At 60.7% G+C, this 23,545-nt stretch carries 19 protein-coding genes; 12 read left to right on the forward strand and 7 right to left on the reverse strand.

Annotated features, from left to right (window positions below; translation table 11 throughout):
• Positions 1 to 121: 121 nt before the first annotated feature.
• The 4 genes from S6FBBBH3_RS07180 to S6FBBBH3_RS07195 all read left to right on the forward strand — a co-directional run bounded on the left by S6FBBBH3_RS07180 (position 122) and on the right by S6FBBBH3_RS07195 (position 4,782).
• Positions 122 to 727, forward strand: a complete 606-nt coding sequence (locus tag S6FBBBH3_RS07180) for a hypothetical protein (protein ID WP_120177099.1) — start codon at positions 122 to 124, stop codon at positions 725 to 727.
• Between the two features lie 113 nt (positions 728 to 840).
• A complete protein-coding gene (locus S6FBBBH3_RS07185) occupies positions 841 to 1,482 on the forward strand; it encodes a hypothetical protein (protein WP_120177100.1) in 642 nt (213 codons plus the stop codon).
• A gap of 492 nt (positions 1,483 to 1,974) precedes the next feature.
• Positions 1,975 to 3,300, forward strand: a complete 1,326-nt coding sequence (iscB, locus tag S6FBBBH3_RS07190; protein ID WP_120177101.1) for an RNA-guided endonuclease IscB — start codon at positions 1,975 to 1,977, stop codon at positions 3,298 to 3,300.
• Between the two features lie 297 nt (positions 3,301 to 3,597).
• Positions 3,598 to 4,782, forward strand: coding sequence for a porin (locus S6FBBBH3_RS07195; protein ID WP_170143867.1), 1,185 nt, complete (start codon positions 3,598 to 3,600; stop codon positions 4,780 to 4,782).
• Positions 4,783 to 4,840: 58 nt separating this feature from the next.
• Here the strand turns inward: S6FBBBH3_RS07195 and S6FBBBH3_RS07200 are convergent, their stop codons facing one another.
• The gene (locus S6FBBBH3_RS07200) at positions 4,841 to 5,905 is read right to left on the reverse strand and encodes a LysR family transcriptional regulator (protein ID WP_120177103.1); all 1,065 of its coding nucleotides are present in this window, start codon (positions 5,903 to 5,905) and stop codon (positions 4,841 to 4,843) included.
• 155 nt (positions 5,906 to 6,060) lie between these two features.
• On the opposite strand from S6FBBBH3_RS07200, the gene S6FBBBH3_RS07205 reads away from it, so the two are divergent.
• The 3 genes from S6FBBBH3_RS07205 to S6FBBBH3_RS07215 all read left to right on the forward strand — a co-directional run bounded on the left by S6FBBBH3_RS07205 (position 6,061) and on the right by S6FBBBH3_RS07215 (position 8,512).
• Positions 6,061 to 7,602, forward strand: a complete 1,542-nt coding sequence (locus S6FBBBH3_RS07205; RefSeq protein WP_120177104.1) for an FAD-dependent oxidoreductase — start codon at positions 6,061 to 6,063, stop codon at positions 7,600 to 7,602.
• 61 nt (positions 7,603 to 7,663) lie between these two features.
• Positions 7,664 to 8,008 carry a cytochrome c3 family protein gene (locus S6FBBBH3_RS07210; protein WP_120177105.1) on the forward strand — a complete coding sequence of 115 codons (345 nt, stop codon included), beginning with the start codon at positions 7,664 to 7,666 and terminating at the stop codon, positions 8,006 to 8,008.
• Between the two features lie 204 nt (positions 8,009 to 8,212).
• Positions 8,213 to 8,512, forward strand: a complete 300-nt coding sequence (locus S6FBBBH3_RS07215; protein WP_120177106.1) for a hypothetical protein — start codon at positions 8,213 to 8,215, stop codon at positions 8,510 to 8,512.
• Here S6FBBBH3_RS07215 and S6FBBBH3_RS07220 read toward each other — a convergent pair.
• The 4 genes from S6FBBBH3_RS07220 to S6FBBBH3_RS11345 form a co-directional block, all read right to left on the reverse strand.
• Complete coding sequence (locus S6FBBBH3_RS07220) at positions 8,506 to 9,117, reverse strand: DMSO/selenate family reductase complex B subunit (RefSeq protein WP_120177107.1); 612 nt, start codon at positions 9,115 to 9,117, stop codon at positions 8,506 to 8,508. The genes S6FBBBH3_RS07215 and S6FBBBH3_RS07220 overlap by 7 nt on opposite strands.
• A 14-nt stretch (positions 9,118 to 9,131) precedes the next feature.
• The gene (locus S6FBBBH3_RS07225; protein WP_120177108.1) at positions 9,132 to 11,573 is read right to left on the reverse strand and encodes a DMSO/selenate family reductase complex A subunit; all 2,442 of its coding nucleotides are present in this window, start codon (positions 11,571 to 11,573) and stop codon (positions 9,132 to 9,134) included.
• A 121-nt stretch (positions 11,574 to 11,694) separates the two neighbouring features.
• Positions 11,695 to 12,486 (reverse strand): helix-turn-helix domain-containing protein, encoded by a 792-nt coding sequence (locus S6FBBBH3_RS07230; RefSeq protein ID WP_170143868.1) that lies wholly within the window; start codon positions 12,484 to 12,486, stop codon positions 11,695 to 11,697.
• A gap of 290 nt (positions 12,487 to 12,776) precedes the next feature.
• Positions 12,777 to 12,908: a hypothetical protein gene (locus tag S6FBBBH3_RS11345; protein WP_269460458.1), complete on the reverse strand. Its 132-nt coding sequence runs from the start codon at positions 12,906 to 12,908 to the stop codon at positions 12,777 to 12,779.
• Positions 12,909 to 13,229: 321 nt separating this feature from the next.
• On the opposite strand from S6FBBBH3_RS11345, the gene S6FBBBH3_RS07235 reads away from it, so the two are divergent.
• The 5 genes from S6FBBBH3_RS07235 (at position 13,230) to S6FBBBH3_RS07255 (ending at position 20,039) form a co-directional block, all read left to right on the forward strand.
• A complete protein-coding gene (locus S6FBBBH3_RS07235) occupies positions 13,230 to 15,875 on the forward strand; it encodes a molybdopterin-containing oxidoreductase family protein (protein ID WP_170143869.1) in 2,646 nt (881 codons plus the stop codon).
• A 38-nt stretch (positions 15,876 to 15,913) separates the two neighbouring features.
• Positions 15,914 to 16,621: a 4Fe-4S dicluster domain-containing protein gene (locus S6FBBBH3_RS07240; protein WP_120177111.1), complete on the forward strand. Its 708-nt coding sequence runs from the start codon at positions 15,914 to 15,916 to the stop codon at positions 16,619 to 16,621.
• Between the two features lie 112 nt (positions 16,622 to 16,733).
• A complete protein-coding gene (locus S6FBBBH3_RS07245) occupies positions 16,734 to 17,432 on the forward strand; it encodes a molecular chaperone TorD family protein (RefSeq protein ID WP_120177112.1) in 699 nt (232 codons plus the stop codon).
• A gap of 2 nt (positions 17,433 to 17,434) precedes the next feature.
• A complete protein-coding gene (locus S6FBBBH3_RS07250; RefSeq protein WP_120177113.1) occupies positions 17,435 to 19,345 on the forward strand; it encodes a sensor histidine kinase in 1,911 nt (636 codons plus the stop codon).
• Between the two features lie 10 nt (positions 19,346 to 19,355).
• The gene (locus S6FBBBH3_RS07255; protein WP_120177114.1) at positions 19,356 to 20,039 is read left to right on the forward strand and encodes a response regulator transcription factor; all 684 of its coding nucleotides are present in this window, start codon (positions 19,356 to 19,358) and stop codon (positions 20,037 to 20,039) included.
• Between the two features lie 103 nt (positions 20,040 to 20,142).
• On the opposite strand, the gene S6FBBBH3_RS07260 is transcribed toward S6FBBBH3_RS07255, so the two are convergent.
• Positions 20,143 to 21,636: an FAD-dependent oxidoreductase gene (locus tag S6FBBBH3_RS07260; protein ID WP_120177115.1), complete on the reverse strand. Its 1,494-nt coding sequence runs from the start codon at positions 21,634 to 21,636 to the stop codon at positions 20,143 to 20,145.
• Positions 21,637 to 21,962: 326 nt separating this feature from the next.
• Positions 21,963 to 23,426, reverse strand: a complete 1,464-nt coding sequence (locus S6FBBBH3_RS07265; protein ID WP_120177116.1) for an FAD-dependent oxidoreductase — start codon at positions 23,424 to 23,426, stop codon at positions 21,963 to 21,965.
• Positions 23,427 to 23,545: the final 119 nt, after the last annotated feature.

Here is a 23,545-nt window from a genome sequence, read left to right on the forward strand (position 1 = left end):
GAACCGATCGGCTGCACAATGTTCCGAAGCCGCGTGCGAAACGCGCCCGCGAGGCCGCCCGAGAGGCCGCTCGCTCAACGTCCGCTTCCGCCTGCCGCGCCAACCTTTTCGAGGAACTTTGATGACTCTTGCCGAACACCTACGCAATTTTCTCTGGAACGACCGCATCGGTTTCGCCCGCTGGAAAGTTGCTCGCGAGCTGCTGAAAAAGCGCCCCGACTTTTTCAAGAAGCCCTCCTGCGGCGACCTCGAACTGCTCTCGGAACACATCGACGGGATGCCGACGGGCAGGACGGTTTTCTTTCCGCCGTCGGGCGTTGCCGGCATCGTCGCGGGCATGGACGACAAATTCGGGCGCGACGATTCGTCCGACCGCCTCTTTCCTCCGATCTCCTGCCGCTGGAAGGACGAGGAAACGCCTGTGACGCCCGAGGCCATTCGGGCGGCGAACCTGGACCGCATCCGCGCGTTGGGATTCGTTGAAAACGGGCTCATCACGGCAACCCCCTCGATTCGGGGCTACGTGCTCATGACCTTCGACGACGCGACGGGCGAACAGGTCCTCATCCTCGTTCCCATTCGCGTCGTCCTCGAGCGCCTGCGCATGGGCGAGGACTACCGCAACATCCCGCCCGTCGAGGGCGAGCATCATCTTGACTGGTGGGCGGAACTTCGCCGCCGCTACCCGAAGGAGACCTTTTGGGTTCCGAGGCAGTACCGGCGATGAGGCCGGCCCAAACCGCGCCCAAACCGCGCTCAACCGCGTCGCATCGTGCCGCATCGTGCGCAAACACGGTGATGTCGGGCCGTCGACCAAGCTCTTTTTTTTCACACCCGACCATGGACATTAAGGACATCGAGAATATTGAGGACGTCGCAGCCGAGTTTCGCCTCAATCCGCTGCAAAAACTCCTCCGGCGCATCCGCATCGCCATTGCCCGAAGGCGCGTTTTCCGTGCCATCGCCAAGCGCAATCCGAAGGCCCTCACGCAACTCTCCCGCGGCGGCATCGGGCTCCTTTCGATGCGCTGCGACGGGATGCCGACCGGCCGCACGGTCGACTTCCCGCCGATGGGCGTGGCAGGCATCGTCGCCTGGATCGACGACAAACTCAAAGACGGGCCCGAGCGCGTGTTCCCGGCGATTTCGGATCGCTGGAAGGACGACGAGCTCCCCTCGACCCCCGAAACCATCGAAGCCGCGAACCTCGACCGGATCGTCGCCTTGGGCTTTTTCGAGGGCGACCGGTTTCTCGTCGAGCCTAACATTCACTCAGGCGTCTTGATGACGTTCAACGACGAAACGGGCGAGCAGGTCTTTCTCACCGTCAGGATCACGGAGATCCTCGGGCGTCTCCGCATGGGCGAAGACTATCGCAACATCCCGCCCGTTGAGAGTGCCGACGGTTCGGACTGGTGGGCGGAACTGCGCCGCCGCTACCCGAAGGAAACCTTTTGGGTACCGAGGAAGTACCGGCGCTGAAACGCGGGGCTCTCGCGTTCGTATTCGGCCTGAACCGAAAAGGAAGGCGAGCCGAGTTCCGTCGACAAGCATCCGACCGTCGGGGAGGCGCCCGGTGACGCATGACCGCGTCACACCGCCCGACGCGGCGGGCGGGTGCGACGCCCCGCCTCCGCTTCACGAAACAGTCCCGATTCCGGTTCCGGGTTGAGCCGGAACGACGAACCCTCATCCGGTCAACCACCCCTCCTTAAAAGGAGAGGCTTGAGCGATCAGGCCGGTTGACCAGCCTCAGTGATCCGAAAGGAGAACTACGTTGCAGTTAGGTTACACGACCCGCCCCGGGGTGCTTCCTCAGCTCCGGGCTCCGGAAACGGCAGAAGCAGACAAGCTTTGGGTAAGCACGAAACGGTCTGCCGTTGCAATGCCGGACTGCACCATTGGCGAGGGGAATTCAACTTCTATGTTGATGTCACGGGGGTAACCCCCGATTAACAGTAAGGTTTACTAAACATGTCAGTTTCAGTGTTTGTTCAGGACAGGAAGCACCGGCCTCTGATGCCGTGTCGACCCGCTCGGGCGCGAAGGCTCCTGAAATCGGGCCGAGCTCGCGTCGTGAGACTCTTCCCGTTCACGATCCGTTTGACGGATCGGTTGATCGAGGACTCCAAGCTTCAGCCCGTCCTCGTGAAGATCGATCCGGGCTCCCGTCGCTCGGGCTTCGCCGTTGTTCGTGTGGACGAGAAGGGAGATCATCATGCCCTCTTCTTCATCGAACTCGTTCATCGCGGCGCATCCATCCGTGATGCATTGACCGGTCGCAGTGCCTGTCGCCGTTGGCGACGCGGGAATCTCCGCCATCGTGCCCCGAGGTTTCTCAACCGCACGAAGCCGCAGGGATGGTTGCCTCCGTCGCTTCGACACCGCGTGGATACCGCGACCGCATGGGTGGCGAAGCTCGTCAAACTCGCGCCCGTTACGGGGATCGTGGAGGAGCTCGTCAAGTTCGACGCGCAGAAGGTGCAGAACCCGGAAATCTCGGGCACCGAGTATCAGCAGGGGACGCTCTTCGAGTACGAAGTGCGCGAGTATCTTCTTGAGAAGTTCGGCAGGAAGTGCGTTTACTGTGGAGCGGAGAACGTTCCGCTCAACATCGATCACGTGGTCCCGAAGGCGCGTGGCGGTTCGAACCGCGTCTCGAACCTCGTGCTTTCCTGCGTGGACTGCAACCAAAAGAAGGATGCGCAACCTGTTGACGTTTTCCTGAAAAATCGCCCCGAAGTGCTTGATCGCATCAAGCGTCAAATCAAGAAGCCCCTTCGAGATGCGGCGGCGGTCAACGCAACGCGTTGGTCGCTCTTCAACGCGCTGAAGGCCTTCGGCCTTCCCGTCAAAACGGGGTCGGGCGCACTGACGAAGTTCAACCGCCATACGTTCGGCGTTCCCAAAGAGCACTGGCTCGACGCGCTCTGCGCGGGCCGGGTGAACGGGGTGCACTATCCCAAGGGGATGGGCATCCTTCAAGTCCGTTGCACGGGACGGGGGAGCTATCAGCGCACACGGGTCGACAAGTACGGCTTCCCGCGCGGCTATCTGACGCGCCAAAAACGCGTTCACGGTTTCGCCACGGGCGACATGGTGAAGGCCGTCGTTCCCTCGGGGAAGAAGGCCGGAGCCTACCTGGGACGCGTGTCTGTCCGTAAAAGCGGCTCCTTCAACATTCAGACGCCCGAAGGCGTCATTCAAGGTATCGGTTGGCGTCATTGCCGACTGCTTTCTTTCAACGACGGATATGGGTATGCGTGGCTTTGCCCCGCACCTCATTCCTTCCCCGTCTGAAGACGGGGGTTTCCTGAGGTATTTCTATGAAAACCCCCTACCGGGTCAAGGCCCAAACGGGGAGTTTTCTATCGGACGTATGTCACCGCTATTTGACTGTGCCCCCGAGGAATGCAAGCCTGCGCTTCGGACGGACGGCAACCCATGAGGAACATATTGTTAATTTCTCAAGATGTCTTTGCAGATTAGCTCTTTATGCGTAGGCATGGGACGGCAACAATAACAGGGCGCATCGGACCGGATGCGCCCTCAAAGACCAACCAAAGGAGAGGGGTCGGTACGACCCCGGATGATCTTATGCAACTGTCTGCTTTTCAACCCAAACTCGTGGCGCTTCTGATAGCCGGGCTCTGCGCAACCACCGCCGGCGCAGCCGAAGTGCAAATCTACGGGATCATCGACGAAGGCTTGTCCTATATCCGCACCGACGCCGACAACGGCTCGGAAGCGAAGGACACCTTCGGGCTGACGTCCGGCATCACCAAGGGATCCCGCTTCGGCTTCAAGGGGGCCGAAGATCTCGGCAACGGCCTGAAGGTCGGCTTCATCCTCGAAAACGGCTTCGAAGTCGATTCCGGCGAATTTGCCGCGGCGACGAGCACGCGCATGTTCGGCCGCGAAGCTTCTCTCTACGTCGAGAGCGCCGACTACGGTCAGCTGGCCTTCGGGCGTCTTCAACACATCACGGCCGGCTACGGCACCTGGGGCGTCGCGGCGGGGATCCTGAACCCGTACGCCATCGGTTGGAGCAATCACGTCGTCGGCTACAAGAACGTCTTCGGCTTCAATTCCGGGCGTCTTGACAACGTCATCGCCTACAAGTCGCCGACGGTATCGGGCTTTACGTTCTACGCGCAGTACTCGGGGAACACCGACCAGTACAACGGGCCCGACGGTGCCGTTGAAAACAAGGGTTCGGCCGATCGGTACGGTTCGCTCGCCCTCAAGTATGCGGGCGGCGCTTTGACGGCCTTCGGCTCCGTCGAATGGTCGGCATGGAGCAACGCACGGAGCGAAACGCGCGATGCCGACGACGGGATCGCGGTGACGCTCGGTGCGAACTATGCTTTCGACTTCGGTACGCTCTACTTGGCCGGTCAGTACTTTGATAACCAGTGGAAGCTCCCGAGCCCCTCGGAAATCGAGCCTCTCGCCTTCAAATCCGCTTCGGGCGCCTCGGATCGTATGGTCCAAGGTTACGGCTTGATTGCCGGCGCGAAGATCCCCGCAGCGGGCGGCGACGTTTTGCTCGCGCTCGGCATGCGCGACGCCGAGCTCGTTAATCATTCGGACGTGAAGGCCTTCCGCGTGAGCGGCACGGTGGGCTACAAGTATCCGCTGAGTAAGCGCACGTACCTCTACTCGGCCGCGAGTTACACGCGCGACGATCAGGAGAAGCAAAAGAGCGCCGGCTCCGAAACCACGGTCAATGTGAACCCAAATGCCATGCAGGCGGTGCTCGGCCTTTGCCACACCTTCTGATAGTGCGAAACGCCGTGTTCGCTTGATGAGGGCCCTTCCGTGAGGAAGGGCCTTCGTTTTAATAACCGCGTTCGAGTACGGCCTCGGGATCCAGACCGAATTTTCGGTACCAGCCCGTCCAGCGAGCCCGGCCCTCCCGACCTTGCTCTTCGGCGAACCAGTTCATGAAACGCATCAGGTCCTCGTTGAGAAGGTTCCTTTCGCGAATGACGAGCGAATTTTGCCAAAGCGGTCGATGCCACTCTTTGAGCACGGGGACGAGTTGGCCCGACTTCAAGGCTCCGTCGATGACGCCGAGCGAGAGGTCGAGTGCGATGCCCATGCCCGCGAGCGCGGATTGGTAGCAGGTCATGCAATCGCCGTAGACCGTTGAGAGCCGGCGGTTCTTCTTCCGAGCGGGACCGCTGTACGCCGACCGGGCAAGGAGCCCGAGCTTGTCGGGGAGCGGCTGACGCTTGAGCGTTTCAAGGTCGAACATCTCCTTCAAACTGAAAAGCCGGGTGGTGACGGGATAGTAGCGACCCGTGCGAATCAGCAACCGATGGTGCACCAGGTCTTCGACGCGTTCGGGCGTTCCGTTCTCCTCAAGGTAGGCGGGAGAGGCGACGATGAGGTTCGTCGCGGTCAGGAAAGGACGGACGTGAAGGCCCGAGACGTTCGTGGGACAGTAGGGCAGCATGGCGACGTCGACCAGTCCGTTCTGCACGTCCATGTGGTCGAGATTGCTGAAGATCTCGAAGTCCACGTTCGGATCGACCTCCTGGTTGTAGCGATCCATCAGCAACACGAAGAATCGGCGGGCGATGTTGGTCGGTACGCTGAAGCGGATCGTGACGCGAGCTTCCGACTCGGAGAGAAGCGAGGCTTGCTCGATCAGGTCGCGGTGGAGGTCGAGCATCTCCTCGATTTTGGAGAGCAGAGGCTTGGCGTTCGCGTGAAAGCGCATGGGCTTCGTCGTCCGGTCGACGAGCGGAATTCCGAGCGACTTTTCGAGGCTCGCCAGCAACCGAGACGCAGCCGAGAGTTCGATGTCGGCGGCCACGGCCGCTTGGGTCAGACTGCCCGTACGTCCGAGAGCCAAAACCAGACGCCAGGCCGAGAGGTTGTCAAGGTTGTCCGCCATACCGTTGTCCTCCGAAAGGTGTAATTGAGATCTTGTGAAAATCACAAGTTGTGATTGCGTCTCGGGTATAGCTTAACCCGTTCCCGCTATTTAGACTACCCCGTATCGAAAGCGCCGGGACCAACGGCGTTCCTCGACTTTTAAAGGAGAAAACCATGACCGATATTTCCCGCCGCAACTGGCTCAAAACCGCCGCAGTGAGTTCCACGCTGATGGCCGGCGGCATCACCGCCGCTTCGGCCAAGGCCGTCGATCCGATGCCTTCCAAGTGGGACGAAACCTTTGACGTGGTCGTCATCGGTTCGGGCTTCGCGGGGCTCGCCGCCGCCATCGAAGCGCGTCTTGCGGGCGCCTCCGTGTGCGTGCTCGAAAAGATGCGTACGATCGGCGGCAATTCCATCATCAACGGCGGCATCATGGGCGTTCCCGGTTCTCCCATGCAAAAGCGCGAAGGCCTCGAAGACTCGCCCGAACTCATGGCCGAGGACATGTTCCGCGAAGGCGGCGGCCTCAACCATCGCGAAAAGGTCCTCCACATGTGCAAGCAGGCTTTGCCGACGTGGGAATGGACCGTGAAGGAGCTCGGCGTCGAATGGGTACAGGAACGCGTCGCGCAGGAAGGCGGACACTCCGTTCCCCGTTGCGCGATCACGAAGAACGGCTCGGGCTCCGGCATCGTGTTGAAGGAAGTCGAGAAGCTGAAGAGCCTCGGCGTTGTCCCCCGCACGCGCGTCTTCATGGAAAAAATCATTCGCGATGCCGACGGTCGCGTCAAGGGCGTTCAGGTTCGCGAAGGGTATAAGTTCCCCGATGCGAAGTCGGGCAAGGTGAAGTTCATCGCCGCCAAGCGGGCCGTCGTTCTGGCGCACGGCGGGTTCGGCGCGGACGTGAAGTTCCGCTCGATTCAGGATCCGAAGCTTACCGAAAAGCTCGGCACGACCTGCCAGCCGGGGGCCACGTCCGAAGCATGGCGCGAATCCGCCCGCATCGGCTGCCACATGATTCAGACCGACTGGATTCAGTGTGCGCCGTGGACGGCGCCGAGTGAAAAAGGCATGGGCATTGCGCTCTTCTTTGCGCAGGGCGCCGCGGCCATGTTCGGCGTTTGGGTCGAAGACAAGAACGGGACGCGCTTTGTCGACGAGCTGGCCAATCGCAAGGTTCGTGCCGACGCGATCATGAACCTTCTCAACCAGGGGGTGCACTGCTACGCCGTGGCGGACGCGAAGGGCGTGGAGCCCATGGGGGTTTCCCGTCCGGGCCTTCTCGAAAAGATGCTCGAACGCAAATGCGTGCGTCGTTACGACACGCTCGAAGCACTCGCAGCAGGCGAAAAGATCAACCTCGAAGGGCTCAAGAAGAGCATCGCCGAGTGGAACGATGCCGTTAAGACGGGGCACGACAAGCACTACAACCGCTACGTCAACAAGAAGGCCGTTCCGATGGGCACGGGTCCCTGGTACGTTTCGACGATGGTGCCGAAGGTTCACCACTGCATGGGCGGCATTTACACCGACATGCACGCGCATGCGCTCGACATTGTCAACGACGAACCGATTCCGGGGCTCTACGCCGCGGGCGAAGCGTCGGGCGGCGTGCACGGTGCCGTGCGTCTCGGCTCCTGCGCCGTGACCGATTGCATCGTCTACGGCCGTATCGCCGGTCAGAACGCCGCCAAGGAAACGCCTTGGAGCTAACCCAACCATTCGCGGAGGAGGAAGCTTCGCCTTCCTCTTCCGCCACCGCGACAGGTCTCTTATGAAACTCAAAAATTTTTGTTTCGGTCTTCTCGCCGGAACGCTTGCCGCAGGGGTCTTCGCCGCCGAACCCGGCATCGCGTCGCTCCACGGCGAAAAGGGCGTCGCGTGCGAAGCATGCCACGGGCCCGACAAGGCGAATCCGACCGAACCGACGACCGCAACGTGCACGGGTTGTCACGACGTCAAGGCGCTTGTCGCCAAGACGGCCGGCGTGAAGCCCAACAATCCGCACATGTCACCGCACTACCAAGATCAACTCGACTGCACGAACTGCCATCGCGGGCACGAAGAGTCGGAGAACTTCTGCAACCAGTGTCACGACTTTGATTTCAAGGTCAAGTGAACGAACACCGTGAGTCGAGACACCATTTCTCTGCCGTAGAAACAAAGCGGCGATCGAAATTCGCAGTGTGACTCGCAGTCCGGCGCGGCTTGTGTCCGCGCCGGATTGTTTTTACGGGTTTGACGCGTCGACGCCGACACGAACCGTCGTGCCGAGGCAACGCGAGCCGATGATGCGACGACGGCTCGTTTTCCCCATGCTTCCATGAGCTTTGAATTCCGGCTCCGCAGCGTTGCGACCGGACAACTCGAAGAACTCAAGGATCTGCAAGGGCCGGTTCGCGAAGAAAATCTCCTCATGAGCGGGCCTGCCGGCCCGGGCAAGAGCTTGTCGACCGTGAGACCGGGAAAACGAGCTGTGCGCGTGTTGCGCGAAAGATACCGCACTTACTTCATCAAGGAGCGCGCCGTGAACGAGCAACTCGATAACGCAACCGCCGGATACGCAGGGAGTCGCGCATCCGGCGGTAACAAAGAGCCGATCGCTCAAGAGGTCGTTCAGTAGACGTTGCCGGACGTGTCGCCCGCCGGCTTCGCATTGCGTCGCGGCAGGCCGACGACGAGATTGGGTTTGGTCAACGACGCGCTCGGCAGGGGAGCGATCTCGGCGTTCGCACCGTGCTTGCGCCGCAACTCCTCGATGTCGCCGAACTCGATCGCTCGATGAGGACAGGCTTCCACACAGACGGGAAGAAGTCCCTTTTCGAGCCGGTCGACGCAGCCGTCGCACTTACGCATTTTTCGGGCTTTGCGGTCGAGTTGGGGAGCGTGATACGGACAGGCCGTCGCGCAGGCACCGCACCCGATGCACTTGGATTCGTCGATCAGCACCAACCCGCCCTTGTCAAGGTGCTTGGCGTGCGCTTTCGTCGGGCAGACCTTCACGCAGGCCGGGTCGGCGCAGTGGTTGCAGGCGTCGGACACGTAGTAAGCGAACACGTCTTGCTTCCACGCACCTTCCTCCGTGCGTTTCCACGTGCCGCCCGCATACTCGGTTACGCGCCGAAGCCGGATCCCGGGTTCCGAACCGTGCTTGTCCTTGCAGGCGACCACGCAGGTCTTGCAGCCCGTGCACTTGGCCGCATCGATGAAAAAGCCGTATTGTTTCATGATTCGTTTCTCCTTCAGGCCTTCGTGACTTCCACAAGGTTCGTGTGCATGCCGCTGCATTTGCCGACCGGCGTCGGCTCCTGGCTGGTGATGGTGTTGGCGCACGCACCGCGGTCGATACCGTCTTTGTCGGGCGTGTACCAGCCGCCCTGCGGGAAGGCCACCAGCCCGGGAATGATGCGGGGCGTCACCTTCGCCGGAAGACGAATGGCACCGCGGTCGTTTTTCACGATGACGTCATCCCCCGTCTTGATGCCGCGCGGCTCCGCATCGATCGGGTTGATCATGAGTTCGTCGGGAGCGATTTCCTTGAGCCACGGAAGGTTGGCGTAGGACGAGTGCGTATGGCCTTTCCCGTGGTAGCCGTAGGCCTCAAGCGGATACTTCGCTTCAAGCGGGTCGCCCTTGCCGAGCATTTCACGGGAAACGACGTAGGAAGGAAGTGCGGTGATTTTCTGCCCGATCCCTTCGGGGAGCGGTTCCTTCTCGGCTCGTTCGGCGAGGCGTTCCGAATAGATTTCGATCTTGCCCGAAGGCGTCTTGAGGGGCGACTTCTGCGGATCGCGCCGGAAGCTCTCCATCGTGATCCCGGTGTCGGCGGGGACCGAATAGCGCACGATGCCGCGCTTCCAGAATTCTTCGAAGGGCGGCAACTCGGGCGCTTTTTCCCGGGTTGCTTCGTACGCTTCGATCATCCAATCACGGTACGTCTTCCCTTCCGTGTACTTGTCCTCGACACCGAAGCGGCGAGCCATCTCGCGCATGATTTCGTAGTTCGGCTTCTGCTCCCATTGCGGTTCGACCGCTTTCTGCATGGCGATCAGGTAGCACTGGCCGCCCACCGAGTAGGAGTCCGCCGAGAAATCGTCGACTTCCGGACCGAGAACGTCGGGAAGAACGTAGTCCGCAAAGCGGGCGGTCGGCGTCATCATGTTGTCGACTACGACAAAGCAGTCGATGAGTCCGGGCGTACGCAAGAGTTTTGCCATTTCGTTGCTGCCCGTGTGTTGGTTGATGACGTTGTTGCCCTGCGTCTCCCACATGAACTTGATGTTCGAGCGCAGGCCCGTCGTGTTCTTCGCAAGCCCGTTTTCGACCGTCATCGACGCGGCATCCGTGACGGCTCGATGCCACACGTTGAGACAGATCGACGCCTTGACCGGATTGGGCGGCACGGGAATGGAGGCGGCAAAGCCCGCTTGGTCGGCTTCGCGCGCGCCGTTGTTGGTGCCGGGAAGTCCGATCTGACCCGTGAGGATCGGGAGCATGGCAATGGCCAGCGTCAGGCTGTCGCCGTTGGCGTGCCGTTGCGGGCCCCAGCCCTGGGCAACGAAGAGCGGCTTCGTTGTGGCGATCTCCCGAGCAAGACGCACGATGGTTTCGCTCGGAACGCCCGTTTCACGCGCGGCCCACTGCGGCGTTTTTGGGAGTCCGTCGGGACCTTTACCGAGGATGTAGCTCTTGTAGTCGCTGTTGGCCGGAGCGCTCTTCGGGAGGGTCTTTTCGTCGTAGCCGATGCAATAGCGATCGAGGAACTCCTGATCGACCAGGTTTTCCGTAATCATGACGTAAGCCATGCCTTCGACGAGCGCGGCGTCCGTGCCCGGCCGGATCGGCACCCACTCGTCCTCGTTGCCGAGCATGGAATCGGTATAAATCGGATCGATCATGATCATGCGGGGCCGCCCCTTGCGAACGGCGCAACCGAAGCCGAAGGACTGTCCGCCTCCCGACGCACGGGTAACGGCCGGATTGTTGCCGAAGCCGACATAGAGCTTGGCATTGGCAATCTGTTCCATATACGAGCCGACGTTCGTATCCTGGCTCAGAGCGGCACTCGTGTAACCGGTCGCGGCGAAGTCGCCGAAGAGGTAGGGCCAGGCATGTTGGAACTGACCGGCCGAATAGTCGGAGAAGAAGTTCAGGTTCCCGCCGATCAGGTTGAAGAAGCGTTGCGTGCACCGACGGGAGTTCACGGCAACGCCGTTGTTGCCCGAACCGTGGTTGATGAAGACCGCTTCGTTGCCGTATCGGGCGATCGTGGCCTTCAACTTTTCGGCGATTTCGTCAAGCGCCTGATCCCAAGAAATGCGTTCGAACTTCCCGTCGCCTCGTTCCCCGACGCGCTTGAGCGGGTATTTGAGTCGATCCGACGCGTAGAGCCGCTGACGCATCGACCGACCGCGCAGACAAGCGCGAACCTGCGGGAAAGCCCCGCATGCGACGTCGCCCGTATTGTCGGTTTCGATACGAATGACCCGACCGTTACGGGAGGCAAGTCGAAGTGCGCAACGACTGCCGCAATTGACCGTGCAGGCGGACCAGGTCCAGGTCTCAAGATCGGTTACAGCCTCGCCGACCGCTTTGGCCAGCGGCGTAAGGGGAAAAGATGCGAACGCGGTCGCCAGTCCCGCAACCTGCAGGAAGCTGCGGCGGGAAAGTGATGACGTGCCCATTTGGGATCTCCTTTTTCGGACTCGGATTCTTCGTGGCGGCGAAGCCTCCGAGCGTTTGAAACCCCGTCATTGTCGGCATCCTACGGTTTCGGAACCATAGCGTAACCGGTCATTTGATACGTCATTTCAGACAGTTGGGGTTTCCCCTGTCCTCCAGCCGGATGTGTGAACCGTCGACGTCTTTGTGCTCGTAGTCGATGGTCCAGTCCGGATCTTCGCCCGTCAACAGGAGAGTTTTTCGGAAGTTGCCGGGTGTCTTGCCGAAAATCTTTTTGAAAGCCTCAATGTAGGCCGACGGGGTTTCGAAACCTGCGTTGTAGCTCGTGCTTTCGACGGATCGGCCGTCGTTGAGGTCGTTCAACGATGCCAGCAGCACCATGTGCATGCGCCATTTCGCGAAGCTCAGTCCCGTTTCGCGAGACACCAGACGAGAAAGAGTCCGCGCGGTCATGTTGAGACGAGCGGCCCAAGCCTCGTTCGAGAGGTTCCGGCATTCGGGCGTCAAGAGGTTCTCGGCGATTCGGCGCAGAACAGGATGGTTGGATAGGGGCGCGAAGCCCTTGGGGAGCTCCGGTGCGTGACGGAGCTCCTCGATGAAGAGCTTTGCAATTCGCTTCGCATGCAGACTTCGGTCGGTCGATCCGTAAACCTTGGTGAAATGACGAATCATCTCGAAGGTCATCGGGTTCAACAGAATTCGCACGGGGCGCGGCGGGAACGTGCGGGCCACCTGCGGGGCCACGTAAAGCGTCATAAGCTCGGCCCCGGAATCCTGAATGCCGTTATGGAACGTTCCCGGCGGCAGCCACGCCGCGGCGTAGCGAGGCAGAACCCAACGCCAGTCTTCGAGTTCGACGCCGCACCGTCCGCCGCTCAGGGGAATGCTGAACTGCCCGTTGGGGTGCGAGTGCAACGGAACGGTAACGCCTGCCTTTTCCGTCTGAACAAAAACGGTGGCAAACGCGTAGGGGATCGTATCGTTGAAGTTGGGGGCATTCTTCGGCCACTTTGTAGCAAGGAGAGCGGAGGACATCGGAGAAGCATTACCTATCGGAGGAGGAAGACTCGAAGCGCTGATCGAACCCTACACCTTCTCGACGTCTGCGGGGGACGTGCCGTTGAGCACCGTAAAGGCGGCGGAGAAGACTCGGTAGGTTGTCTTGGCCGATCGAAGCAAGGAGCGTCCCGGCGGTACCGACGGAGTCAGCCGCAGAGGATCTTGCGCGGAATGTCAAGCTTGTCGGCGGCCCGATACGCAGGGCGCTTCTCATGGAAAGCAAGGTGGAGAGCGTTGAGCTTGAACTCATGGGTGAACCGGTGGCGGGGCATGTCCATGGAAAAACTCTTTGAAAGAGGTTGCATCGTGCCTTAACTTCCCCGGGTCAGCGCGTCTGTTTTTCCGCCTTCATTCCAATTCCATTTGCGCCCTCGACGGGCGGGATAAGGCGGTCGAGCGCTCCTCGCACCCGAATGGGTCGTCGATGCCGGCGACAATGCCCGCAGCCCCCCGTTCCTCCTTCGTTGCGGGAGATGACGAAGCGCGCTATTACCGGAATGAATAACTGCACTATGGTGCTAGGCCGCACATACAGCTGGTCGGTCCGGAGAAGGCCGCGGATAATTCGAACATTCCCAGACCCCTTCCAGGAGAACAGGATGTCCCATCGTCCGCCCAAAAATCCGAGTTCGTGCGGGCTCACGCGCCGCAATCTTTTCAAAACCACGGCGGCTTGCGCCGCGGTGAGTTCTGTTTTCGGTCAACTCGAACGTGCCGTTGCCGCCGTTGCCCCGAAATTCGTCACCTCGACCCGGTCGATGCTTGAGACGAACGTCAGAGTGATCAACACCTATCACGAAATTCACTGCCACGGGCAGTGCATGCTCAAGGCGCACGTGCGCGACGGTCGTCTGCTCGCGCTCACTTCGGCCGGTGACGTACCGCGCGCAGAAAGCGCCGGGGACGAATCGATCGGCTGCATGCAACGTCGCGCCTGCATGAAGGGCTACGCAGAACGCAAGCGCCTTTATGCTCCCGATCGCCTCAAGTACCCGCTTCTCCAGACGGGCGAACGAGGCAATCTCGCCACCTTCAAGCGCATTTCCTGGGATGAAGCGATCGATCGCGCGTGCGAGAAGATCGAGTTGATGAAGGAGCGTCAAAAGACGCTCGGCTACCTTCCGATTTGGGAGTTGGGCGGAACACCCCTGCCTTTCATGGGGCCGTACCTCTCCGCGTACGGTCACCATTCCGCAGGAAACCAGAACGACTGCCTTTACAACGCGCTCGGTAAGGGCGTGACCGGCCATCCGGCGATCGACATGCTGAATTCGAAGTTCATCGTCGTCTGGTCGGCGGACCCGCAGACGACTTCGCCGCACCTGCCCTTCATTATGACGAAGGCTCGGGAACAGGGCATCCCGATCGTTGTTGTCGACAGTCGCTACACGGGTACGGTGGGCGCCATGGCAACGGGCGCGCCGGGCCTTACGCCGTGGATCGCGCCGCGTCCGGGCACCGACTCGGCGATTTTGGTCGCGATGATGAACACGATTTACAGCCGCGGCCTCCATAACGAAGCCTACTTGCGCAAGTATTGCTTCGGCTTCTATCCGAACGACAAAGTCGTCTCCCGGTCGCCGGGCAAGAATCCGGTTACCGGCGAAGCTTGGAAGGGACAGACGTTTGTCGTGCCCGAGGGGCAGAGTTTCGTCGAATATCTCGAAGAGCTCAACCGTGAAAAAGGCGGTGAGGCGGGCGTGCTGCGCTGGGCTGCGGAACTCTCCGGAGTCGATGCGAAGACGATCGAAACCTTGGCGCTCACTTACGCGCACGCCAAACCGGCCTGCCTCTATTCGGGATGGACGGCAGGCGGCGCGCAGCGCACCGGCAACGGCATGTATTACACCTGGTTGCTCCTCGCACTTGCGGCGATGACGGGCAACGCTACGGTTCGCGGCGGCGGCATCGGTTCGCTCTCGCCCGTGGACGGGATGTCGCTCAAACTCGGGCAGGCGCCCGGACTCGGCAAGGGTGAAAAGTCGAAGGCGATTCTCTTCTCGCAACATCTCTCCTCTCAGGTCATCCTCACGGGGCGCGATTCGCGTACGGCCGAACAGCTTCGCGACGACGTACTGCGCATGAACGGGATCGATCTCGGCGAGGATCCCCGATTGAGGATCGAAATGATTTGGCGCGGTGCGGGCTCCTGCGACACGTTCAATCAGCGCGGTGCCATCAACCCGAAGCTTCTCGCCTGGAAGAAGCTCGAATCGATCATCTGCTACGAACGCTTCATGAGCTCGACCGCACGCTACGCAGACATCGTGTTCCCGGTGGTCACGCATTTCGAAGAAAGCTTCTTCACGGGCAGTCGCGTCAAGACCGACACGAACGTCGTGCGCAAGATCGTTGAACCGATGTACGAATCGAAGCCCGACTGGGAAATCAACGCCATGATCGCGGAACGCCTCGGCCTTGATTACGGGCGTCGCGGTATGAGTGACGAAGAGGTGATGGCGATTCAATGGAAGGGAGCCAAGGTCCCCGAGGCCTACAAGGCGATCGATCCCGACTTCAAGTTGCCTACCTTCGAGGAAATGCTCGAGAAGGCCAACCTGCAACTGCCGACACCGCCCGAAAAGAGCGTGATTGCGGCGGCGAAGTTCGCACCGGGCGAGTTCCCGACCGACACCGGTCGGATCAACTTCTATTCGCCCTTCCTGGCCTCCCGCGGTCGTCTCATGCAGAAAGCGGCACGTTGCCAGTACGTTCGCCCGCCCGAGGGACGCGAAGACGTTGTGGAAGGTCGCAAGGGCGCGAAGGGCGTGGCCTATCCCCTTCAGTTCACGACGCCTCACATGCCCAACCGTTCCCATTCGAGCTTCGACAACACGACGATGCTGACGGACACGTTCGAGCACGGCGTGTTCATGCATCCGTCCGACGCTCGGGTCCGCGGGATTTCCGAAGGGGACATGGTTTACGTGTGGAATGATGCCGGTTGCATGAAGTTGCCCGCGATTCTCACGCTTCGCCAAGTGCCCGGCGTCGTGGCGATCGGCGAAGGCGCCTGGTATCAGCCGAGCGAGAAGGAGTTCTTCGAGGCTTGGTTCGATACGGACGGCGATGGCAAGCCCGAGAAACACACCGTGCCCGTGGACGTGGGCGGCGCCGTCAATACGCTGACGACCGACCGAGACATCGGGGCGGGGGATCCCTTCCTGCACACCCAGACGAGCAAGTCCGGCGGGTTTGCAGCCGGCGGAAACCTCTGCGAAGTATCGAAAACACTTCCGCATTGACGTGTGCACCACGACGAACGACTTCTAGGACGAATGAAATGACGCAATGGGCTTTTTACTTTGATCAACAGCGCTGCCTTGGGTGTCGTACCTGTACCGTTGCCTGCAAGGAATGGAACGAATGCCGTCGGGGCGACGCCTCTAAGCATCCCGCACTGGATGCGGAAAGCGCCGCAGGCTTCGACATCCCCGCTTCGTGGGGTGCGGGCGGACGTCCCACGGCTGAGACCGGACCGCACGACAAGGCGTTGCTTCGCCGCTTCGACATGAAGGAAACCTGGCGACGCGTGAGCTTCTTCGAGTTCGGAGAATGCGCGCCCCATGTGGAAATCGTGCCGCTCTCCATGGGATGCAACCATTGTGACGATCCGGCCTGCCTCAAGGTTTGTCCGGTCAAGGCCATCACGAAGGACGAGAAGTACGGCGCCGTGAAGGTGGATCCCGCCAAGTGTGTGAGTTGCGGCGCTTGCGAAGCCGCTTGCCCGTGGCACGTGCCGCAGTACGCTCGGAAGGGTTCCACCCCGATGACGAAATGCGACATGTGCACGGACCGACTCGACAAGGGGTTGAAGCCGGCCTGCGTGGCATCCTGCCCGGGCCGCGCGCTCGAACTCATGCCGATCGAAGAGCTTCGGCGACGTCACCCCGAGGCTGCGCAAATAGCGGTGGGCCTTCGTGAGGAAGATGTTCGTCGAACGAAGCCCAACCTTTTCGTGAAGGCTCGTCCGATGCGCGTCAAGCTCTGATCTCATTTCGGACTCCGGGGCAAGGAGCATAATTGATCCCCTTGCCCCGGGAAAAGACCGCATGCCCGGAGCGATTCGACGATTCGACGCTCCCCTTTAGGAAAACTTGCCGATGCACTTCAACGATCAAACCGTCGACGCCCGTGCGCTCGATGCCGCCAAGATCCGCGCGCTTCTGATGCTCTCGCTCGGCGCCTGGTTCGTCTCGGGCCCCCATCCCCGCGTTGCCGAAACATTCAGGTTCGTACTCGACTGGCTCGCAGAAACCGCCCCTGAGACGGCATCCCGGTTCGAGAGACTTCGAACCGCTCTGAACGCCGACGAGGACGGGGAAGCGCTGTCGCAAGCCGAGCAAGATTTCGCGCGCATCTTCTGTGTCGGGAAGGAGTTGTTCCCCTCAAGCGAAAGTGCGTTTCGAACCGGACTGCTCATGCAGGAGCCTCGGGATGAAATGCGCCGTTGGATGGCCGCCAACGGACTTGAACATGCCCCGGACGAGCGCACGCCCGAGGATCATCTCGGCATGGAACTGACTTTCGGCTATCACCTGCTCAAACGAGTCCTGGCGGCCGATGAGGCGCACGAAGCGCGGGCATCGACGGAGGCCGGTCGGGAGAACGCCGCTCCGGACGAGGTTCGCGAGGCGATGGAGCGCTTCGAGGCGTACGTGCGCGAACGCTTGGCGTGGCCGATCGAGGCAGAACCCCTTATCGAAGCGTTGCCCGAAGGCGTCACGAAGGATTTGCTGTGGTTGACGCTCTTCGTCGTGGAAGCGCGCTGGCCCTCGCCCTGCGGAACTCGCCGACTTTGAGAATGTGCAAAGCGAACGGTATTCGGTACGCCGCGCTCGGGAACCTCGTTGCGCGTGCGGTCGTCCTTGTGACGGGGACGGCGTGCGTTTTTGGGGTTCTCGCTACCGAGACAATCGTCCCGAAGGTAGAGACGACGTTGCGGGTGGGGATTCTCGAAACGGTCGGGAGACTTTCGAGCGCGGAAACATTTCTGCCGACCATTGTATATTTGCGCAAACGGTTGGCCGATGACGGTATTTCGCTGGAGGTCTCATACCACGACATCGAGTCGCTGCGTCGAGCCGTCGAACAGCAGGAGCTCGATTTTTTCATTTCGAACCCGGGGTTCTTCGCCGTCGCACAACAAACCTACGGGGCGCGTCACCTCACGACGCAGCGCCCGCGCGAGGCGGATGATCCGAACTTTGCTCTGGGCGGTGTCTTCATCGTGCGCGCGGAACGCACGGATCTTCAAACGCTCGAAGACTTAAAGGGTACGCGCGCCGTGGCGGTAGCCTCCAATGGCTTCGGCGGCTATTATGTCGGCTTGGGCGAAATCAAAGCGCAAAGCAGAGCCGTCGGATTCGACGGACGGGCCCCGGAACGGTTTTTCGACGAAGTACGCTTTACGGGTTACCCGATGCAGTTGGTAATCAACGAGCTTCAGCGCAATGGCGGCGCGGACGTCGGCTTCGTCAGAACCTGTTTGCTCGAAGAAGCCGAAGCCAAGGGGATCGTCAAATCCGGCGAGTTTCGCGTTGTTAACGAAAAGCCTTCGATTCCGGGGTTCCGATGCCGTCGCTCGACCGACCTGTATCCGGGCTGGGTCTTTGCGACGACGGCACGTGCGGGTGCGCAAGCTTCGAAACTCGTTGCGGCGGCGTTGCTTTCGATGCCTGCAGATGCGGAAGGCGCCGAGTGGAGCATCGCAAGCAATTTTCTCGCCGTGGATCGCCTTTACCAAACACTTGAGGTCGGGCACTACGCATACTTGCGTCACTTCGACGCGAAACGTTTTTTGCTCGCCTACTGGCCGCACGTGCTCCTCCTCGTCATTTTGATCTTGGGTGGCATCGCGCATGCGATCAAGGTGGAACGGATCGTACGCGAGCGCACTGCTTCGCTTGAGAGTGCGCTGGCCGAACAGCGGCACTTGGAGGCGCAGGCGCGCGACGCTGGGGAACGACTCGATCGGATGCAAAAGATGAGCGTGATGAGCATGCTCTCCAACATGGTGGCACACGAACTCAAGCAACCGCTCGGCGTCATTTCGAACTACACGGAAGGCATTCGGGATTGGTTGCGGGAAACAAGCCGAGCAGAACAATCGAAGGGTTTGCTTGCAAACGAATCCGCTCCGGACTGGGAGCTTCTTGAGACGGCGCTCTCCGAAATCGAATCTCAGAACCGACGTGCCGCCGAAATCATCGATCATGTTCGCGGATACGCCAAGGGGGAGGCTCGACGCATCGAGCGCTTCACCGTGGCGAATCTTTTGGAGGAAGGTGCGACAACGTTTCGAAAGCTCTACGGAGAACGCTGTCGTCTCGAGATTGAAGAGAATGAGACGCTATCGCAATGCGTGCTTGAAGGGAGTCGCATGGAACTCGGTCTGGTACTCCTCAATCTGCTTAAGAACGCGGCTGAAGCGGTACGCCGCGACGCGGATCCGACCGTTTGGCTCTTTGCGGCGCCGCCGCCCGACATTCGTTTTGCCGACGGCATCGGCTTTTGCGTTCTCAACAAGGGAACGCTCTCCGACGAAGTGCTCGAGCGCGTGTTCGAACCCAAGAAAGCAGTGCGCGACGGCGGGCTTGGCCTCGGACTCGCCATTTGTGCTCAAATTATGGAGCGAGAGGGCGGAGCGGTGAGCTTGAGGCGAAGGTCGGACGGCTTTGTGGAGGCTTGGATGATGATGTACGAAGCACGATAGGATCGAACGCATGACGATTTCAAACCCTAATTCCGAGACTTCTGCGGTTGATGATGCCGTACTGAAAGCCGCATCGGTGGTGCGCATTGTGGATGACGACGAAGCCATGCGGCGCTCGTACGCGTTCATGCTCACCATGGCCAAGTGGCGCACGAAGCTCTATCCGAGCGCCGAAGCGTTTCTTGACGAGGACGACCCGGAGATTCCCGGAGCAATCATCCTCGACGTACGCATGCCCAGAATTTCCGGCTTGGCGCTTCAGGATCGGTTGAGTGCGGACGGCAACGACTTGCCCGTGATTTTCGTCACGGGACACGGTGACGTCGACATGGCGGTACGTGCGGTCAAGCGCGGAGCTTTTGACTTCATGCTCAAACCCGTGGATCCCGTGCGTCTTAAGAAAGCCGTGACGGAAGCGATACGAGCAAGCTGGATCAAAGCCAACGAGGCGCGTCGTACGATGGACTTCTCGGGAAAGTGGGCCTTGCTCACACAACGCGAACGCGAAGTGTTTCAACTCATCGCCGAGGGATGCCTCAACAAGGAAGCAGCCTTTCGTTTGAACATTGCCGAGCGCACGGTGAAATTCCACCGCGCTTCGGCATGCCGAAAGCTCGGTGCACGCACGCCTCAGGAAATTGCGGCGATCTGGTTGGCGCTCAAAGAAAGCGTACGGTCATCGGGAGGGGCGTGAGAGCCGTGACGGACCTCTCCCATTGCGGGAACGTCGTCCGTGCGCCCCCGATCCGTAAGACGAAAAAGAAGGGCGGCCCGTAAGCCGCCCTATTGGAATACGATCAGGACTTCTTTCCTGCGATTTCCAGCGCGGCAATTCGACCGTACGCCATGGCCTTGCAGACCGCAGTGCCCGTCATGTACGCCGCGCCGTGCACGCCGCCGCAAACTTCGCCGCACGCCCAAAGGCCGCGGATCGGTTCGCCGAAGACGTCAATCACTTCGCCCTTCGGATCAATCCGCAAACCGCAATAGGTCGCGATGATGCGTCCGCGCGAGCGGTACAGATAGAAGGGCCCCTTCTCGATCTTGACGAGCTTGCCGAAGCCCGAAGTCAGGGACGTACGACCGAACTCGGTGTCCTTACCGAAGTCAACCGCTTGGTTGTAGCGCTCGACCGTCGCCTTCAACGTTTCGGGCGGGATGCCGGCCTTCTTCGCCGCCTCTTCGAGCGTGTCGCCGCGCAGGCAATAGTCGGTTTCGCCGCCGTTGTCCATCGGCGAGAGGAGCTTCTTGTACTTGGCGCTCTTATTCCGCATCGCAACTCGCAACGGTTCGTCGAAAAGTTGGAAGTTGTTCGGATCCTTCTGAACAAGAGCGGCGTCGGCGAGAAGCTTGTAGGAGAGCGACTCGTTGACGAAGCGCTTCCCGTCGCTGTTGACGATGATCGCGCCGTCGTAGTACCCGTGCAACGTGTCGGCCGAGTACTTCTTGGCATCGGGCCTGTAGCCGAACGTGGCCTTGATGTACTGCGTGTCGAGCGTGTCGGCGCCGTAGGCCTGCGCCATCAGCATGCCGTCGCCCGTATTGCCCATGCCGCCTTCGGGCTCGGTCTTCATCATAAGAGGGTTGTACTTTTCGAGCAGCTTCGGGTTGCGCGTAAAGCCCCCGGACGCAATGAGGACGCCCCTCTTCGCCTCGATGTACAACGTCTTGCCGTCCTTGGTACGGGCGCGCATGCCGTTGATTCGCTCGGCGTCGGAGTCCCAGGTCAGGCGTTCGACCCTCGTATTCATCAGAAAGTCGACGCCCTGAGCTTTGTCGTATTCCCAAAGCTTTCCGATGAGATCGGACGGCGTGAAGTGGTGCGCGCGCGGCACGCTCATGCCGGAAACCGCCGAAACATGATCGGGCTTCAAACCGAGCTCTTGGGTGACGAACTCATAGGCCGCGCGTCCCGACTTGATCATCGCCTTAACGAGCTCGGGGTCGTTGCGGTGCCCGCCAACTTCGAGCATGTCTTTGAGGAAGATTTCTTCGCTGTCTTTGATTCCCGCTGCGCGCTGCTCGTCGGAGTCCGCCACGGACCACTCGCCGCCGCACAGCAACGTCGAGCCGCCGACAAGCCCCATCTTTTCGACAACAAGCACGTTGAGCCCCGTCTTCCGGGCGAAGGCCGCCGCCATCAACCCGCCGCCGCCCGCGCCGACGATCACCATGTCGGCCGAACGGTCCCATTTTTCCGGAGATTTCGTAGAAACGGCCGAAGCCGGCGCCGAGGCCAGACACCCCGCTCCGGCGGCAAGAGCCAAACCAAAGAAATTGCGTCTTTGCATGGAACCTCCTCACCGCGAGCAATCTCGCGGTTCTCAAGGCCAAGGTAGCACGGTCGAGCGTTTCGGATAATAGTGTTTTTCCTGTTGGCTTCCCGAATAAAGGATCCAACGGCAGCCGCCCGCCCGCCGAAGCCGCATGTCGCAAAAGAGCCGAAGCGACGCCATCGAAAAAGGCCGCCCTCCCGGCGGGAGAAGCGGCCTTTTGATCGCACTCAAGCACCCCGGCCCGCGCGCATATTCTGCGAACGCGGCCGCGCACGGTCCCGAGGCATTGTCGGCCAAAGGAAGAAGTTTCCTTCGGTCGGCTCGAAGCAGTTGATCCGGACTCAGCCTTTCACGAATTCGGCCACGGCGACGCCGAAGACCGCTGCGCTCGTGAGCTGCGCACCGCCCACGTAATTGTCGTAGAAGAGGCCGCCCACGGCGTTCCCCACCGCAAAGAGCCCGTCGATCGGACGATTTTCGGTGTCGAGCACCTGACCGTTCGTGTTGATGAGCGGACCGCCGAACGTAGCCGTCATGCCGCCCTGGAAGGGCACGATGTAAAATGGCGCCTTTTCAACGAGCGGAGCCTTCGGGAGCGTGTTGACGGGAACGAGTGCGCCGCGCTTGTCTTCTTTCACCGCCTTGTTGTATTCGGCCACGGTCGCAGCGACCTTGGCGGGATCGAGCCCGGCCTTCTTTGCCGCCTCTTCGATCGTATTTCCGACGTACACGGGCGCACCCAGACGAGCATAGGAGTCCCAGTCGTTGGCCAGCACGGGATTCTCACGACCGGTCTGATCCGTCACCATGAAAGCCCAGTTGTCGGGCGTCATCGAGGCGACGTCACGAGACATCTGAACGTAGGTTTGCCCTTCGTTCGTGAAGCGCTCGCCCTTTCGGTTGATGCACACGCCGTTGTTGACGATGTTGAGCGGGTTTGCCCCCGTGGGACCGTGGATCGGACCGCAGTGGTACTGATCGACGTTAACGACTTTCGGGAGGAAGGGAGCGGTGAGCGCGATGTTTTCGCCCGCAATGATGCGCGAACCGCGAATCGGCATTTTCGCGCCGCCCGAGCCGATGTACTGCGTAACCATAGCCTGATTGGCGGAGAAGCCGCCCGTCGCGATGACGACGCCCTTCTTCGAGCGGAGTTCGGAGAGACCTTCCTTCGTCTTGATACGAACGCCGTTGATCGCGCCGGTCTTTTCATCCTGAAGGATCGCCACCGCCTTTGTGTTGAAACGAAGATCGACACCGAGCGCCTTGGCTCGTTCAATGAGACTCAAGCTGAGCTGGCCGCCGCCGGGCTTGACCTTGCCCGTCACGAGGTGAGCGCGAGAGAGCATCGGCCAGACAAGTTTGGATCCGGCCGAGAAGTTGATGCCCGCGGACTTGTGCAACCACTCGAGCGTCTTGTCGGCGTCTTCGGCAACCTTGCGCGTCAACTTCGGATCGCCCTTGCCTTGAGAGACCTTCATCATGTCTTCGTAGAAGGCGTCGACGCTGTCGGCGTCGTTTTTGCCCGCCTGGAACGAGGTGTGAACACCGAGGAGAAAGCCTGCGGCGTAGATCGTGTTGCCCGCAGAAGTGGACATCTTTTCAAGGAGCGTCACTTTGAGACCGAGTTCCGCCGCACGTACGGCGCAACAAAGTCCGCCGCAGCCCGCACCGAGGATAATGAGATCCCGATCGGCCGAGGCCTTGGGCGAGGCGGCCATGACGGTTTCGACGGAAGCGGCGGCACCGATGGCGCCCGCTGCCGCGGTCTTGAAGAATCCGCGACGGTTGGTGAGTTGACTCATCTGTTTTCTCCTTGATCATTGAAAGGCTTGCGCCTTGTTCGGCGTCCGCCGGGTGATGCTCGGCAGACGCTCTGTACGTTCATTTTGCGTCCGGACGTACGTTCCGGCGAGACGCCGCA

The sequence above is a fragment of the Sutterella megalosphaeroides genome (assembly GCF_003609995.1).
Classification (GTDB): domain Bacteria; phylum Pseudomonadota; class Gammaproteobacteria; order Burkholderiales; family Burkholderiaceae_F; genus Sutterella; species Sutterella megalosphaeroides.